The sequence below is a fragment of the Mycobacterium sp. E796 genome, assembly GCF_001672815.1.
Taxonomy (GTDB): domain Bacteria; phylum Actinomycetota; class Actinomycetes; order Mycobacteriales; family Mycobacteriaceae; genus Mycobacterium.
Window position 1 is genome coordinate 20,630 of the sequence record NZ_LZKK01000043.1, and the last position, 15,570, is coordinate 36,199.

General features: G+C 70.6%; 16 protein-coding genes. 3 read left to right on the forward strand and 13 right to left on the reverse strand.

Features of this window, described 5'->3' with window-relative positions; translation table 11 throughout:
* Position 1: 1 nt before the first annotated feature.
* The 6 genes from A5706_RS03985 to A5706_RS04010 all read right to left on the reverse strand — a co-directional run bounded on the left by A5706_RS03985 (position 2) and on the right by A5706_RS04010 (position 5,959).
* Positions 2–676: a DUF5995 family protein gene (locus tag A5706_RS03985; protein WP_068127271.1), complete on the reverse strand. Its 675-nt coding sequence runs from the start codon at positions 674–676 to the stop codon at positions 2–4.
* Complete coding sequence (locus A5706_RS03990) at positions 673–1,797, reverse strand: cystathionine gamma-lyase (RefSeq protein WP_068127272.1); 1,125 nt, start codon at positions 1,795–1,797, stop codon at positions 673–675. The genes A5706_RS03985 and A5706_RS03990 overlap by 4 nt, the downstream gene beginning before the upstream one ends.
* Complete coding sequence (gene ligA, locus A5706_RS03995) at positions 1,794–3,872, reverse strand: NAD-dependent DNA ligase LigA (protein ID WP_068127273.1); 2,079 nt, start codon at positions 3,870–3,872, stop codon at positions 1,794–1,796. Before ligA ends, A5706_RS03990 begins: the two co-directional genes overlap by 4 nt.
* Positions 3,873–4,066: 194 nt before the next feature.
* Complete coding sequence (locus A5706_RS04000) at positions 4,067–4,384, reverse strand: helix-turn-helix transcriptional regulator (RefSeq protein WP_068127275.1); 318 nt, start codon at positions 4,382–4,384, stop codon at positions 4,067–4,069.
* Positions 4,381–4,866, reverse strand: a complete 486-nt coding sequence (locus tag A5706_RS04005; protein WP_068127278.1) for an SRPBCC family protein — start codon at positions 4,864–4,866, stop codon at positions 4,381–4,383. The genes A5706_RS04000 and A5706_RS04005 overlap by 4 nt, the downstream gene beginning before the upstream one ends.
* Before the next feature lie 64 nt (positions 4,867–4,930).
* The gene (locus A5706_RS04010; RefSeq protein WP_068127280.1) at positions 4,931–5,959 is read right to left on the reverse strand and encodes a methionine synthase; all 1,029 of its coding nucleotides are present in this window, start codon (positions 5,957–5,959) and stop codon (positions 4,931–4,933) included.
* A gap of 125 nt (positions 5,960–6,084) precedes the next feature.
* On the opposite strand from A5706_RS04010, the gene A5706_RS04015 reads away from it, so the two are divergent.
* A complete protein-coding gene (locus A5706_RS04015; RefSeq protein ID WP_068127282.1) occupies positions 6,085–6,690 on the forward strand; it encodes a sensor domain-containing protein in 606 nt (201 codons plus the stop codon).
* Between the two features lies 1 nt (position 6,691).
* Here the strand turns inward: A5706_RS04015 and A5706_RS04020 are convergent, their stop codons facing one another.
* The 7 genes from A5706_RS04020 to A5706_RS04050 form a co-directional block, all read right to left on the reverse strand.
* Entirely contained in the window at positions 6,692–6,976 is a 285-nt protein-coding gene (locus A5706_RS04020; protein ID WP_068127284.1) for a DUF4190 domain-containing protein, read from the reverse strand.
* A gap of 105 nt (positions 6,977–7,081) precedes the next feature.
* Entirely contained in the window at positions 7,082–8,158 is a 1,077-nt protein-coding gene (gene mnmA / locus A5706_RS04025; protein WP_068127286.1) for a tRNA 2-thiouridine(34) synthase MnmA, read from the reverse strand.
* Positions 8,159–9,337: a cysteine desulfurase family protein gene (locus tag A5706_RS04030; protein ID WP_068127288.1), complete on the reverse strand. Its 1,179-nt coding sequence runs from the start codon at positions 9,335–9,337 to the stop codon at positions 8,159–8,161. It abuts the gene before it with no gap.
* A gap of 33 nt (positions 9,338–9,370) precedes the next feature.
* The gene (locus A5706_RS04035; protein ID WP_068127289.1) at positions 9,371–10,192 is read right to left on the reverse strand and encodes a 1-acyl-sn-glycerol-3-phosphate acyltransferase; all 822 of its coding nucleotides are present in this window, start codon (positions 10,190–10,192) and stop codon (positions 9,371–9,373) included.
* Complete coding sequence (locus A5706_RS04040; RefSeq protein ID WP_068127291.1) at positions 10,189–11,037, reverse strand: GNAT family N-acetyltransferase; 849 nt, start codon at positions 11,035–11,037, stop codon at positions 10,189–10,191. Before A5706_RS04040 ends, A5706_RS04035 begins: the two co-directional genes overlap by 4 nt.
* 245 nt (positions 11,038–11,282) lie before the next feature.
* Positions 11,283–12,239 carry an electron transfer flavoprotein subunit alpha/FixB family protein gene (locus A5706_RS04045; RefSeq protein ID WP_068127294.1) on the reverse strand — a complete coding sequence of 319 codons (957 nt, stop codon included), beginning with the start codon at positions 12,237–12,239 and terminating at the stop codon, positions 11,283–11,285.
* A gap of 40 nt (positions 12,240–12,279) precedes the next feature.
* Positions 12,280–13,080 (reverse strand): electron transfer flavoprotein subunit beta/FixA family protein, encoded by an 801-nt coding sequence (locus A5706_RS04050; RefSeq protein WP_068100173.1) that lies wholly within the window; start codon positions 13,078–13,080, stop codon positions 12,280–12,282.
* Between the two features lie 228 nt (positions 13,081–13,308).
* Between A5706_RS04050 and A5706_RS04055 the strand changes: the two genes are divergently transcribed.
* The gene (locus A5706_RS04055; protein WP_068127296.1) at positions 13,309–14,127 is read left to right on the forward strand and encodes a bifunctional 2-polyprenyl-6-hydroxyphenol methylase/3-demethylubiquinol 3-O-methyltransferase UbiG; all 819 of its coding nucleotides are present in this window, start codon (positions 13,309–13,311) and stop codon (positions 14,125–14,127) included.
* 20 nt (positions 14,128–14,147) lie between these two features.
* Positions 14,148–15,570 (forward strand): glycoside hydrolase family 57 protein (locus A5706_RS04060; protein WP_068127297.1); only part of this gene is annotated, 1,423 nt, incomplete at its 3' end.

The window sequence follows — 15,570 nt, forward strand, 5'->3', positions numbered from 1 at the left end:
TTCAGGTCAGCGGGGTCAGCAACAGCCGGGAACCCATCCCAACCGTGCGGGCCAGCCCCGCGGCATAAGCGTCGAACAACCCGCTGACCCGTCGCAGCTCCCACATCGTCTGCACGGTCAGCCACGCGAAATCGCGGGCCTTCGCGATGTCCCACGAGGTGATCAGGTGCGCGACCGGCTCGAGGTGATCGTCGATCGACCTTTCCAGGTCGTCGAGGAAGGACCGGCGGATCTCGGCCTCGACGCTGGCGAGGACGTCGTTGATGGTCTCGTAGTCCGCGTGTACGCCCGCGCTGTCCGGCGAGCACCGGCGCGCGGCGCACGTGGCGATCACGGCGAGCGGCAGGTCGTGCTCGATGTGCGCGTTCATGCCGGCAAGCGCGAATTGAATCGGCAGGATTCCCTTGGTGTCTCGGGCGGCGAACAGCGGCGCCCACGCCTTGGGCTTGGCCCCGGCGGCGTCGTATGCGTCGAACCAGTAACCGGCGAAGCGGACGTCGAGCTCGGTGACGAACGCGTCGTCGTGGAACACGCCCTTCGTGGCGAGCCGGTCCGCCATCATCTCGGTCACTCGCAGATAGACGCCGTTGAACACCTCGGCACCGTCATCGGACGGCAGTTGTGCCGCGATGGCCCGCATGCGCGCGACCACGTCGGCAACGGAGTTCGGGCTCACCCGCCCATCACATCAGATGCGGCGAGCGACCGCTCGATGTCGGCAACCAGGTCGTCGGTGTCTTCGATGCCCAGCGAGAGGCGCGCGAATCCGGCGGCGACGCGGTCGCCCCACCGCGCCCGGCGGTCCACCGAGGTGTGGATGCCGCCGAAGCTGGTGGACGCGATCAGCAGCTCGGACCCGTTTACCAGTGCCCGCACCGCGGCTGCGTCGGCCAACTCGAATGAGACCAGGGACCCGAACCGCCGCATCTGCGCGACGGCCACGGGGTGCGACGGGTCCTCGGCCAGCCCCGGGTAACGCACGGCTCGCACCGCAGGATGGCCGGCCAGCATCGTCGCCACCGCTTGCGCATTCCGGCACTGGCGGTCGAACCGCAGCCCGGCGCTTCCCAGGCTGCGCAGCAGTAGCCACGCCTCGAAGCCGCCGAGGATCGCACCGGCGAGCAGCCGATGGCGTTCGACGGCGGCGATCAACGCGGGCTGGTTGGTCGCCACGTAACCGGCCAGCAGGTCACTGTGCCCCGAGAGCCCCTTGGTGGCGCTGGCCACCACCAGGTCGGCCCCCAACGCCAGGGGGCACTGACCGAAAGGTGTAGCCGCGGTGTTGTCGACGACCAACCGCGCCCCGCGAGCGCGGCAGATGGTGGCCAACCGCCGCAGGTCGATCACATCCAGCGCGGGGTTGGTGGGGGTTTCGGCCAGTACCACGTCGGCCCCGGCGGCCGCGTCGTAGATTTGCGAACTCGACGCCTCGATCACCGAAACGCCCGCGGGCGCAAGGTGTTCCGTCGCATATTGGCGCACCTGATAGTAGCCGTCGGCAGGCACCACCAAGGCCGACCCGGGACGGGCCAGTGCGCACAGTGCGGCACCGATGGCCGCCATGCCCGAGCTGAACACCACCGCGCCGGCCGCTCCCTCCAGCGCGGCGAGGACCGATTCCACTTGCCGCCAGGTCGCATTGGAACTGCGGCCGTAGGTATCGAGATCAGCGGCTTCGTCGGCCGACAGGTGATAGGTGGAGGCCAGCACCGCCGGCGGCGCCACCGGCCGGCCGGGGACGGCCGGGGAGCTTACGGCCTTGACGCTGCGCGTCGAATCGCCGTACGGACTGCTCACTCGTCAGCCCCGGAAGGCCCGTCGGCCAACAACTTTCGGAATCCGTCTTCGTCGAGGATCGGCACACCCAACTCCACCGCCTTGTCGTACTTGGAGCCCGGCGAGTCGCCGGCGACGACGTAGTCGGTCTTCTTCGACACCGATCCCGCGGCCTTGCCGCCGCGCGACACGATCGCCTCCTTGGCGTCGTCGCGCGAAAAACCCGCCAGCGAACCGGTGACCACGATCGTCAGGCCCTCGAGGGTGCGCGGCACGCTCGCGTCGCGTTCGTCGGCCATCCGCACCCCGGCGGCCCGCCATTTGTCGACGATCGCCCGGTGCCAGTCGACGGTGAACCATTCGGTCACCGCGGCGGCGATCGTCGGGCCGACGCCCTCGACCGCGGCCAGCTGCTCGGTGGACGCGTCCTCGATCGCCTGCAGGTCCCCGAATTCGGTGGCCAGCGCACGGGCGGCCGTCGGGCCCACGTGCCGGATCGACAACGCCACCAGCACCCGCCACAGCGGCTTTCCCTTGGCCACACCGAGATTCGCCAACAAACGCGCGCCGTTGGCCGACAACCCGCCGGCCTTCGTCCGGAACAGCTCGGTTTGCAACAGGTCGTCCTCGCTGAGGGTGAACAGGTCGCCCTCGTCGGCGATCACGCCGGCCTGCAGCAGCGCGGTGGCGGCCTCGTAACCCAGCCCCTCGATATCCAGCGCGCCGCGGCCCGCGACGTGAAAAACCCGCTCCCGCAACTGCGCCGGGCACGACCGCGCGTTGGGGCAGCGGATGTCGGCGTCGCCCTCCTTGGCCGGGGCGAGCGGAGTGCCGCATTCGGGACACGTTGTGGGCATGACGAATTCGCTTTCCGAGCCGTCGCGCAGGTCGACGATCGGACCGAGCACCTCCGGGATGACGTCGCCGGCCTTGCGAATCACCACGGTGTCGCCGATCAACACGCCCTTGCGCTTGACCTCGGCGGCGTTGTGCAGCGTGGCCAGCCCCACCGTCGACCCGGCCACCTTGACCGGCGTCATGAACGCGAACGGTGTGACGCGCCCGGTCCGGCCGACGTTGACGCGGATGTCCAGGAGCTTGGTCTGCACCTCCTGCGGCGGGTACTTGTACGCGATCGCCCACCGCGGCGCCCGTGAGGTCGAGCCCAGCCTCCGCTGCAGCGCCACATCGTCGACTTTGACTACCACACCGTCGATTTCGTGATCCACGTCGTGGCGGTGTTCGCCCCAGTAGGTGATGCGCTCCAGCGCGCCCGCCACGTTTTCCACCCGGGTGGTGTGCTCGGAGACGGGCAGGCCCCATGCGCCCAGCGCCAGGTAGGCGTCGTGCAGCGTGGCCGGGCGAAAGCCCTCCGTGTGTCCCACCCCGTGACAGATCATCCGCAGCCTGCGCCGCGCGGTGACCGCGGGGTCCTTTTGGCGAAGGGAGCCCGCGGCGCTGTTGCGCGGGTTGGCGAAGGGCGTCTTGCCGTCCTCGACCAGCGCGGCGTTGAGCGCCTCGAAGTCCGCGAGGCGGAAGAACACCTCGCCCCGGACCTCGAGCACCTTGGGTACGGGGTAGTCCTTGCCGGCCGTCAGCCGTTCCGGGACGTCGTCGATGGTTCTGGCGTTCAGCGTGACGTCCTCGCCGGTGCGTCCGTCGCCCCGCGTCGCCGCCCGGACCAGGCGACCGTCGCGGTACACCAGCGACAGCGCGACGCCGTCGATCTTGAGCTCACACAGGTAGGGCACGTCGTCGCCGACCTCGGCGCGCACGCGCGCGGCCCACAGCTCGAACTCCTCGGCGCTGAAGACGTTGTCCAGGGACAGCATTCGCTCGAGGTGCTCGGCCTCGGTGAAATCGGTGGCGAAGCCGGCCCCGCCGACGAGCTGGGTCGGCGAGTCGGGCGTGCGCAGCTCGGGGTGCTGCTCCTCGAGCGCTTCGAGGCGCTTCAGGAGCTGGTCGAACTCCGCGTCGGAGATGACCGGGGCGTCGCGCACGTAATAACGAAACTGGTGTTCGCGCACCTCGTCGGCCAGTTCTTGCCATTGCCGCCGAACGTCGGGCGCTAGGGAGTCAGCTTCTGCCGAAGTCACCTTCGCAGGCTATCGAAGGGCGCCGACGGCCGACTGCGACACCTCAGTCACATCGGCCACACCCGTCTCTCCGAGAGCCGGCACCCCATGTGCCCGCCTCACAGCGACTATTCGCGGGCCCGACGCCGGCCGAGTCAGGAGTCGCTGTGAGGCGGGCACTACGGCACATCCCTCCGAGCTGTGACCGGAGTGACTCACTCCTCTTCCACGTACGCCCGCAATCTCTCCACCGCGGCGTCCCAGCGCCGCGACAGCTGGTCGAGGTAGTCGCTGGCCCGGGCCAGCGGTTCGGTCCGCACGGTCCAGACCCGCTCGCGACCCCGGCGGGCGCTGCTGACCAGCCCGGCGTTCTCCAGCAGCGCCAGGTGCTTGCTGGCGGCCTGCCGTGTGACCGGAATAGCTTGCGTGACTTGCGATGTCGAGCTCGGCCCGACGTCGCAGAGTCGCACGATGATGCGCAGCCGATTCGCGTCCCCCAGCGCGTCGAACAGCGGCGCGCCGACGGCGCTCATACCCGGGTGCCCTCCAGATACCGGCGCACGAGATCGGTCTGGATGGCCCATCCCTCGGAGTTCGCCTCGAACGCGGAAGCGCGACGCGCCGCCGGGATGGCGTCGAAACCAGACTCGGTGATCGTGAGCAGCACACCCTCGGGCGTCTCGGCGAGCGTGAACTCGACCAGCGTGGTCGGCTCGTCTTCGACATCCGGCTCGCCCGCGCACGGCTGCCAGCGGTAGGCGAACCGCCGCTTGGGCTCGATCGCGACGATCTGCCAGGTGCTCTTGACGCCGGCGTGCGGCTCCTGGCGCTTGGCGACCTCCTCATCGACGGTGGTCGGGGTGATGGTCGCGCCGATCGGCGCTCCCTCGACGAAAGGCCCGTCGAAGCGGACGCCGAACCAGCGCCCGAACTGCTCGGCGTCCGTGATGGCCCGCCACACCCGGTCCAGCGGCGCGCGCAACACGACTTGCTTCTGAATTCGATCAGTACTCATATGCAACCTCCTGATTGCCTATCAGGCTGTCACAACCCGACGCGAAGCGCAACCAATTGGTTGCCTATTCGATGGCGTCCGGGTCTTCGGCGAACGCCTCGGCGGCCTTGCGGGCGAGCTCGATCGCGGTCCGGGCCCACTGCGGCGTCGCGCCCGCCAGGCCACACGCGGGCGTCACGCCGATGCGATCGCGCAACGCCGAACGGCCGAATCCGAGCCGATCGGTCACCGCGACGACAGCGGCGGCCGCCTCCTCGGCTGAGGGCCGCTTTGGCGGCGCCGTCGCCGGGACCACGCCCAGCGCGACGGTGCGGCCCGACTCCACGAAGGCCGCGATGCCGTCCAGGTCCTCGGCGCGCAGCGTGCCGGCGTCCACGGATACGCCACCAATCCCGCTGCGCTGCAACAGATCCCACGGCAACGCCGGCGCGCAGCTATGCAGCAGCACGGCCGCGCCGACGGTCGCGGCGCACGTGTCGAGCAGTCCCAGGGCAACGGCCTCGTCGAGCGGGGCCACCGGGCTCAGCGACGTCACCCCGCTCAGCTGACCGCCCAACGCCGCCGGCAGCGACGGCTCGTCGAACTGCACCACCACCGGCGTATCGAGGCGGCGGGCGAGCGAAGAACGGTGCGCCGCAACGCCTTCGGCCAGTGACGCCGCCAGGTCGCGCACGGCACCAGGGTCGGTGATGGCCCGGTGCCCGTTGGCGAGCTCGAGCCCGGCGGCCAGGGTGATCGGCCCGGGGGCCTGCATCTTGACAACGCGCTCACTGCCGCGCAGGCCCGCCGTCTCCCAGGCCTCCTCCAGCGCGTCCATGTCTTCGTCGAGGAGGCTGACGGCGCGCCGCGTCACGGCGCCGGGCCGGGCGACGATGCGATAGCCGCGCGGCACCGTGTCGATCGCGACGTCGACCAGCAGCGCGCCGGCCCGCCCGAACAGGTCGGCACCGACTCCGCGGGCCGGTAGCTCGACGATGTGGGCCAGCGCGCCCGCCAGCTCGCCGACCACCACCGCGGCGGCCTCGCGCGCCGCGGTGCCGGGCCACGATCCGACGCCGCTGCCCGTCGCGAACGGATGCGCCAAAACACTCACCGGCCAACCGTATTCGACGTCGCTTGGCGCGCCGGTCGCGAGGGGTGTTGCGGCGGGGTAGGTTCTAGCCGAGAAGGGTGCAAACGGTGGGGCGTAGAGCGAGGTTCACCAGGCCGCTGCTGTTGATGGGCGCGGTGCTGCTGGCGGCGGCGTGCACCCGGGTGGTGGGCGGCACCGCCCTCCCGGGATTCGGGCCCGCCGCCAAGGGCGTCCAGGGCGTGAACGTCGACACGATCCTGCTGGATCAGTCCCGGATGCGGGCCATCACCGGCGCGGGCGAGCACCTGACGATCATTCCCTCGATGGACGGCACCCGCCCGGTGGACATCGACGCGCTCGCCGAGGCCACGCCGGCCGAGTGCCGGTTCCTCTATGCCGAAACGGCGACCTTCGGCCCCGACATCGAGGAGTTTCACAAGACCACCTTCCAGGACCCGCCCGACGGGGCGCTGATCTCCGAGGGCGCCGCCGCCTACCAGGACGTCGACACCGCGCGACGGGCGTTCAGCGCCCTGGTCGGCTCCGTCCGCGGCTGCGCGGGCGGCTCGGCGGGCGAGTCGTTGGTCGGCGGGTGGACCGCCGACGCAACATCGCTGCACCTCGGACCCGGCGGGTGCGGCCGCGACTACCGGGTGCTGAAGGTGGCCATGGTGGAGGTCACGTTCTGCGGCTTCGCGCAATCGGTGTCGGACATCGTGATGACGAACATTGCGGCCAACATTCCGGGCTAGCTCACCAGTGCGCCGTCGCCATCAGCTCGAAGTTGGGGTGGCCGTACTTGACCCACATCGCCACGTGCAGGGCCGTCATAGCCGCCGACACCGCCAGGGCCGCGATCGCCAACCCGAAGCCGTTCTGCCCGCGGTGCTTGACCTGATGCAGCGCGACGACGGCAAAGATGCTGCTCAGCAGCGGGCTGCCGTACATGCCCATGAGGCTCAGCACGAAGGCCGCAATAGCCAAGGCGTTGGTCTGGACGGACGATTCCTCACGCGCCGCGACTTGCTGGGTGCTCATGTCTGTTGCTCCTTTCCTGGCTGTCACGGAAAGGATCGGAAACCGCCCTTGGCGGATCCTTGATGAATCCTTGAGGCGCTCGGCGCGGGCGCTCAGCGCGCGGAATCAGCGCGACGTGCCGGCGATCGTGGCGCTGCCCAGCACCTCGTCGCCGTCGGGATCCGGTCGGTACAGCACCAGCGTCTGCCCGGCCGCCACGCCCCGCAGCGGGACGCGCAGCCGAACGACGAGCTCGTCGCCGACCAGTTCGGCCACGGCGCCGACCGTCTCGCCGTGCGCCCGGACCTGGACCACGCACTCGACGGGCCCGTCCAGCGGGGCCCCCGCGGTAAAGACCGGCGACCGCCCGACCAGGCCGTGCACGTCGAGGTCGGCCGCCTCCCCGACCTCGACCGTCGACGTCTCGGCGTCGATCGACGTCACGTAGCGCGGGCGCCCGTCGGGCCCCGGGCCGGCGATGCCCAGCCCCTTGCGTTGCCCGATGGTGAAACCGTGCACCCCGTCGTGGGTGGCCAGCACCGCCCCGTCGGCGGTCACGACGGCGCCGCGGCGCACCCCGATGCGCTCCCCAAGGAAGGCCCGGGTGTCCCCGGACGGGATGAAGCAGATGTCGTGGCTGTCCGGCTTGTCGGCGACGGCCAACCGGCGCCGGGCGGCCTCGGCCCGGATTTCGGGCTTGGGGGTGTCCCCGATCGGGAACGCCGCGTGCCGCAACTGCTCGGCGGTCAGCACGGCCAGCACGTAGGACTGGTCCTTGTCCCGGTCGACGGCGCGGCGCAGCCGCCCGCCGGACAGCCGCGCGTAGTGGCCGGTGGCCACCGTGTCGAAGCCCAGCGCAACGGCCTTCGCCGACAGGGCCGAGAACTTGATTCGCTGATTACACCGCACGCAGGGGTTGGGGGTCTCGCCGCGCGCGTACGACTCGACGAAATCGTCGATCACGTCCGCCTTGAATCTCTCGGCGAAATCCCATACGTAGAAAGGGATTCCGAGCACGTCGGCGACGCGGCGCGCATCCGAGGCGTCTTCTTTGGAACAGCAGCCGCGTGAGCCGGTGCGCAGCGTGCCCGGCGCCGAGGACAGCGCCAGGTGCACCCCGACCACGTCGTGCCCGGCGTCGACCATGCGGGCGGCGGCGACGGACGAATCGACGCCGCCACTCATCGCGGCGAGGACCTTCACTTACGGCGCCCCCGCGGCGGCCAGCGCGGCCCGCCGGGCGCGGTCCACGGCGCCGGGCAGCACCCGCAGCACCGCATCCACGTCGGCATCAACGCTGGTGTGCCCCAACGACAGTCGCAACGACCCGCGCGCGCTCGCCGGGTCGGCGCCCATCGCGACCAGCACGTGCGACGGCTGCGCCACACCGGCGGTGCAGGCCGAGCCGGTCGAGCACTCGATCCCGTTGGCGTCCAACAGCATCAACAGCGCGTCGCCCTCGCAACCGCGGAACGTGAAGTGGGCGTTGCCGGGCAGCCGCAGAGGGTCGCGGGCGCCGTTGAGGCTGACGTCGTCGATGCCGGACAGCACGCCCTCGACCAGGCGATCACGCAACGTCCGCAGCCGCCCGCTGTGGGCCTCGAGGCCGTCCACCGCGATCCGGGCCGCCGCCGCCATGCCGACGGCGCCGACGACATCCGGTGTGCCGGAACGGATGTCGCGCTCCTGGCCGCCGCCGTGCGACAGCGGCACGCAGGCGACGTCGCGGCGCAGCAGCAGCGCCCCCACGGCGGGCGGACCGCCGAACTTGTGCGCGGTCACGCTCATCGCCGAAAGACCGCTGGCCGCGAAGCCAACGGGCAGCTGCCCCACCGCCTGAACCGCATCGCTGTGCATCGGGACGCCGAATTCGGCGGCGACGGCCGCGAGTTCGGCGACCGGCATCACGGTGCCGACCTCGTTGTTGGCCCACATCACCGACACCAGCGCGACGTCGTCGTGGCCTTGCAGCGCCTCGCGCAGCGCGGCCGCCGACACCGAGCCATCGGCCGCGGTGGGCAGCCAGGTCACCTCCGCGCCTTCGTGCTCGACGAGCCAGTTCACCGAGTCCAGCACCGCGTGGTGTTCCACCTCACTGGCGATGATGCGCCGGTGCGACGGATCGGCGCCGCGGCGGGCCCAATAGATGCCCTTGACGGCCAGGTTGTCGCTCTCGGTGCCGCCCGCGGTGAAGATGACCTCCGACGGGCGCGCGCCCAGTTTGTCGGCGATCAGCTCCCGGGACTCCTCGATGCGCCGCCGCGCCGCCCGCCCGCTGGTGTGCAGCGAGGACGCGTTGCCGACGGTGCCGAGCGCGGCCGTCATCGCCTCGATGGCGGCGGGGTGCATCGGGGTGGTGGCGGCGTGGTCGAGATAAACCATGACGCGCCCCACGATACCTGCAGGTCTGTATAGCTAACCCACCAGCACGTGGCGGCGCCGGGGGCGCTGCGGCACTCCCACACCGACCGCCGACTCGCAGCGGCGGGCCAGCGCCCGCCGATCGGTGCCCGGCAGCTGCAGGGATTCCACGTGAACGTGCGCCAGGGTGCGGCGCACGGCCAGCAATCGGCACATCGACCGCCACAGGGTGTCGTCACCGACGAAGGCGGGAGCGGTCGAAACTCCGCCGTCGACGTGGTGGTAGGTCAACCGCAGCGGTTGCACCGGGCGGCCGGCATCGATCGCGGCCTGGAACATCGCCGGGTAGAACGAGCCGCAGGCCACCCCGCACCACGTGGTGCCCTCCGGGAATGCCACCACGGTCTGACCGGCCTGCAGCCGCTGCGCGACGGTCTCGACCACCCAGGGCAGCCGCCGCAGGTTGGCCCGCTCGATGGGAATGATCTTGAGCAGGCGCACCGACAGAGCACCGAACAAGTCGGCGCGGGCCACGAACGAGCCGGGCAGCACCGAGCCGATGGCGAACACGTCCAGCCAGGACATGTGGGGGCTGACCACCAGGACCCCGCGCAGGTTGCGGATCGGACTGCCGGACACGCTGATCCGGACGCCGAAACAGCGCAGCAGCACCCGGCAGCAGAACCGTTGCACACGCGCCCGGCCCGGCAGCGGCACCAGCGCCAGCGGCACCACCGGCACCAACAGCAGCGCCAGCATGACCCGAAGCGTCACCCGCAGCACCACCCGCCACCGCGACGACGCGGGGCCCACCCGCACACAGCTGCTGTCGCACGTCGCGCGTGGCAGCCAGGCGTGGGCGGCGGGGGCGTTCACTGCGCGCCGCCCACCATTTCGGAAGCCGCCGACACCGACCGCAGCCGCTTGAGATATCGGGTATCGGCGCGTCGCTTGTCCAGCAGGACGCAGAAGTCGCCGACACCGAAGTCCGGGTCGTGCGCGGGCTCGCCGCAGACCTGGGCGCCGAGCCTCAGGTAGCCGCGCATCAGCGGCGGCACCGAGGGCCGCGGCGGCGCGGGCATGTCGTCGAGGGCCCGCCCGGCCACCCGCACGGGGCGGTGGGGATGCACCCGGTACTGCGGCGGCGCGGCATGGCGGTTCAGGATGAAGTCGCGCACCCCGCGCAGTTGGCTGCCGGGAGCGTCCCCGTCCGACTCGTCGCCGATGGGCACGGACACGCAGCCGGTCACGTAGTCGTAGCCGTAGCGATCCAGATAGGCCAGGATGCCCGCCCACATCAGCAGCACGACGCCGCCGTTGCGGTGACCGTCGCGAACCACCGCGCGTCCCATCTCCACCAACGACGGCCGCAGCGGGTCGAAGGCGCGAACGTCGAATTCCGTTGCGGTGTAAAGCCCTCCGGCCGCGATGGCCCCGGTGGGTGCCAGCATCCGGTAGCAACCCACCAGCTCGCCGGTGTCGTCGTCGCGCACCAACAGGTGGTCGCAGTATTCGTCGAACCTGTCGACGTCGAGGTCCTCGGCACCGGTGGTCGGCAGGGCGAAACCCGGCGTGCTGGTGAATACGTCGTACCGGAGCCGCTGCGCCGCCTCGATCAAAGTGGGATCGGTGGACAGCAACAGCGAATAGCGCGGCCCGGCCGAGCTGTTCGCCGCGCCGTCCGGCGCGTCGGCGGCTATCAGGACAGAAGCAATGCTCATGGGAAACAACGTGGCGCAACCGATGAGCTAGTCGGCATCGACGCTGTGACGTGTCGGTGCACGTCAGATGACGAAATATCGCGGAATTTCGCCCTAATTGACCGCGCGGTTAACGGACGCAGGACCGCGGGTGCCGCCGCAGCGGCACGAATTGCTCGTCACCGCAAGCGAAACGCCGGGCGTCATCCCGGGATCGCTTGCCGCGCTTGGATTCTCGGCCGGACGTTATCCGCCCGCGGGCGAAATCAGCCCTTGCGGGCCTTGATCGCGTCGGTCAGCTGCGGGGCGACCTTGAACAGGTCGCCCACCACGCCGTAGTCGGCGATCTCGAAGATCGGCGCCTCTTCGTCCTTGTTGACCGCGACGATGGTCTTCGACGTCTGCATACCGGCCCGGTGCTGGATCGCCCCCGAGATGCCCAGCGCGATGTAGAGCTGCGGCGACACCGTCTTGCCGGTCTGGCCGACCTGGAACTGGCCCGGGTAGTAGCCGGAGTCGACGGCGGCGCGCGACGCGCCGACGGCGGCGCCCAGCGAGTCGGCCAGCGCCTCGACCACGCTGAAGTTCTCCGCGCTGCCGACGCCGCGACCGCCGGAGACCACGATGGTGGCCTCCGTCAGCTCCGGGCGGTCACCGGCGACCGCGGGCTCGCGGGAGGTGATCTTGGTGGCGTTCTCCGCGGGCGCGGGCACCTCGACGGTGACCTCTTCACCGGCGCCGGCCTGCGGCTCGGCGTCGACCGCACCGGCGCGGACCGTGATGATCGGGGTGTCGCCGTTGGCCTGCGCCTCGACGGTGAACGCGCCACCGAAGATGGAGTAGGTGGCCTTGTTGCCTTCCTTGACCTCGATTACGTCGACCAGCAGGCCGGAGCCGAGTCGGGCCGCGAGCCGGCCCGCGATCTCCTTGCCGTCGGCATTGGCGGCCAGCAGCACGGCCGCGGGCGAGCTGGATTCGGCAATCGACGCCAGCACGTCGATGACCGGGGTGAGCAGGTACTTGTCGACGTCGTCGGACTCGGCGATGTAGATCTTGGCGGCGCCCGCCTCCTTCAGGCCGTCGACCAGCGGCGCCGCCGTGCCCGGCGCGCCGACCACGACGGCGGACGGCTCGCCCAGCGCGCGGGCGGCGGTGATCAGTTCGGACGTGACCTTCTTCAGCGCGCCTTCGGCGTGCTCGACCAACACCAGTACTTCAGCCATGGGTTATTTCGCTCTTCTCGTCTGTGGTTTCGTGCTCGTGCTAGATGATCTTCTGGGCGACCAGGTACTGGGCGACCTGGTTGCCGCCCTCGCCCTCGTCGGTGACCTTCTCGCCCGCGGTCTTCGGCGGCTTCGGCGTCGACGACAGCACGGTCGAGCCGGCGTTGGCCAGGCCCACCTCGTCGCTCTCGACGCCGATCTCGGCCAGGGTCAGCACCGTGACCTCTTTCTTCTTGGCGGCCATGATGCCCTTGAAGGACGGGAAGCGCGGCTCGTTGATCTTCTCCGTCACGCTGACCACCGCGGGCAGGGTGGCCTCGAGCGTGAACACGCCGTCGTCGGTCTCGCGTTCGCCGGTGACCTTGCCGCCCTCGATGGACAGCTTGCGCAGGTGGGTCAGCTGCGGCAGGCCGAGGTACTCGGCGATGACGGCGGGCACCGCGCCGCCCGTGCCGTCGGTGGCCTCGTTGCCCGCGATGACGAGCTCGGTGCCCTCGATGGTGCCCAGCGCGCGCGCCAGGGCCCAGGCGGTCTGGATCAAGTCCGAGCCGTGCATGCCGTCGTCCTTGAGGTGGACGGCCTTGTCGGCGCCCATCGACAGGGCCTTGCGGATCGCCTCGGTGGCCCGCTCGGGCCCGGCGGTCAGCACCGTCACGGACCCGTCGACGCCGTCGGCGGTTTCCTTCTCCCTGATCTGCAGCGCCTCTTCCACGGCGCGCTCGTTGATCTCGTCCAGCACCGCGTCGGCGGCCTCGCGGTCCAGCGTGTAGTCGCCGTCGGTGAGCTTGCGCTCCGACCAGGTGTCTGGGACCTGCTTGATCAGGACCACGATGTTCGTCATGAGTCTGGTTCGTCCTCCTCGAAGGGGTCACGCAGCGCTCGACTGCGGACCTCGGCCACGCACATTAAAAGACTGCACGGTGTGTTACCGGCGGGTAACTTTGTGCGGTCTGCTCTCACACCATAGCGGGTCGTAGTGCAGGTTCTTTCGGCCCGTCTGTCCCTTCCGGCCGGGGTGCCCACTTCGCCGGTTCGCGAATCGGACACTTCGCGTTAGCCTGCCTATTCAATGAGCGCATTCCTCCCCGACGTCCCCTCGGACGCGCCCGGCCCGCAGGCATCGGCCCCTGCAGCGGTCGATGCGGTGTTGACGCTGACGGGCGAGCGCACCATCCCGGACCTGGACATCGAGAACTACTGGTTTCGCCGGCATCAGGTCGTCTACCAGCGGCTTGCGCCGCGCTGCGCGGGCGCGGACGTGCTCGAGGCGGGGTGCGGCGAGGGTTACGGCGCCGACCTGATCGCGGCCGTCGCGCGCCGTGTCGTCGCGGTGGACTACGACGCGGTCGCGGTGGCCCACGTCCGCAACCGCTACCCCCGTGTCGAGGTCATGCAGGCCAACCTCGCGGAGCTGCCGCTGCCCGACGCGTCGATGGATGTTGTGGTGAACTTCCAAGTCATCGAGCACCTGTGGGATCAGCCACAATTCGTCGCCGAGTGTGCCCGGGTGCTGCGGCCCTCGGGGCTGCTGATGGTGTCCACCCCTAACCGGATCACGTTCTCACCCGGCCGCGACACCCCGGTAAACCCGTTTCACACCCGCGAACTCAACGGCGACGAGCTGACCGAGCTGCTCGTCGACGCGGGCTTTTGCGACGTCGCCGTCTGCGGGCTGTTTCACGGCCCGCGCCTGCGGGAGATGGACGCGCGCCACGGCGGGTCGATCATCGACGCGCAGATCCGTCGGGCGGTTGCAGACGCGCCGTGGCCGCCCCAACTGGCCGCCGACGTCGCCGCGGTCACCTGCGACGACTTCGACCTCCTCGACGCCGGCGACCGCGACATAGATGAAAGCCTGGACCTGATCGCGATCGCGGTGCGGCCGTGAGCGCCCCGCACGTTCCCGGCATGTTCACGCTGGTGCTGCACACCCACCTGCCGTGGCTGGCCCACCACGGCCGCTGGCCGGTCGGCGAGGAATGGCTGTACCAGTCCTGGGCGGCGGCCTACCTGCCGCTGCTGCGGGTGCTGCGCACGCTGGCCGACGAGGATCGGCACGGCCTGGTCACGCTGGGCGTCACGCCGGTGGTCAACGCCCAGCTCGACGACCCGTACTGCCTCGACGGCATGCATCACTGGCTCGCGAACTGGCGGCTGCGGGCAACCGAAGCCGCCAGCGTGCGCTCGGCCCGCGGCTCGAAGTCGGCGGACTACCAGTCCTGCACGCCGGAAGCGTTGCGGGCCTTCGGAATTCGCGAATGCGCCGAGGCCGACGAGGCGCTGGACGACTATGCCACCCTGTGGCGGCACGGCGCCAGCCCGCTGCTGCGCGCCCTGATCGACGCGGGCACGGTGGAGTTGCTCGGCGGGCCGCTGGCCCACCCGTTCCAGCCGCTGCTGAACCCGCGGCTGCGCGAGTTCGCGCTGCGCGAGGGCCTCGCCGATGCGCAGCATCGCCTGGCGCACCTCCCGACCGGCATCTGGGCGCCCGAATGTGCCTACGCCCCAGGCATGGAACACGACTACGCCGCCGCCGGGGTCACGCACTTCATGGTCGACGGCCCGTCGCTGCACGGCGACACCGCGCTGGGCCGGCCCGTCGGCAACACCGACGTGGTCGCGTTCGGGCGCGACCTGCAGGTCAGCTACCGAGTGTGGTCGCCGAAATCCGGCTACCCCGGTCACGCCGCCTACCGCGACTTCCACACCTACGACCACCTGACCGGGCTGAAGCCGGCCCGGGTCACCGGGCGCAACGTGCCGTCGGAAGGCAAGGCACCCTACGATCCCGAGCGCGCCGACCGCGCGGTCGACGCCCACGTCGCCGACTTCGTCGACGTGGTCCGCAGCCGGCTGTGCAGCGAATCAGAACGCATCGGGCGCCCCGCCCACGTCGTCGCCGCCTTCGACACCGAGCTGTTCGGGCACTGGTGGTACGAGGGCCCGACGTGGCTGGCGCGCGTGCTGCGGGCCCTGCCCGCCGCCGGCGTGCGCGTCGGCACGCTGCGCGACGCGATCGACGGCGGATTCGTCGGCGCCGCGGTCGCGCTGCCGCCGAGCTCGTGGGGCTCGGGCAAAGACTGGCAGGTATGGGCCGGCGAGAAGGTGGCCGACCTGGTGCAGCTCAACAATGAGGTGGTCGACACGGCGCTGAGCACGGTCGACAAGGCCCTGTCACAAACGGCGTCGCTGGACGGGCGGCTGCCCCGCGATCACGTCGCCGACCAGATCCTGCGCGAGACCCTGCTCACCGTGTCCAGCGACTGGCCGTTCATGGTCAGCAAGGACTCGGCCGCCGACTACGCCCGCTACCGCGCGCACCTGCACGCGC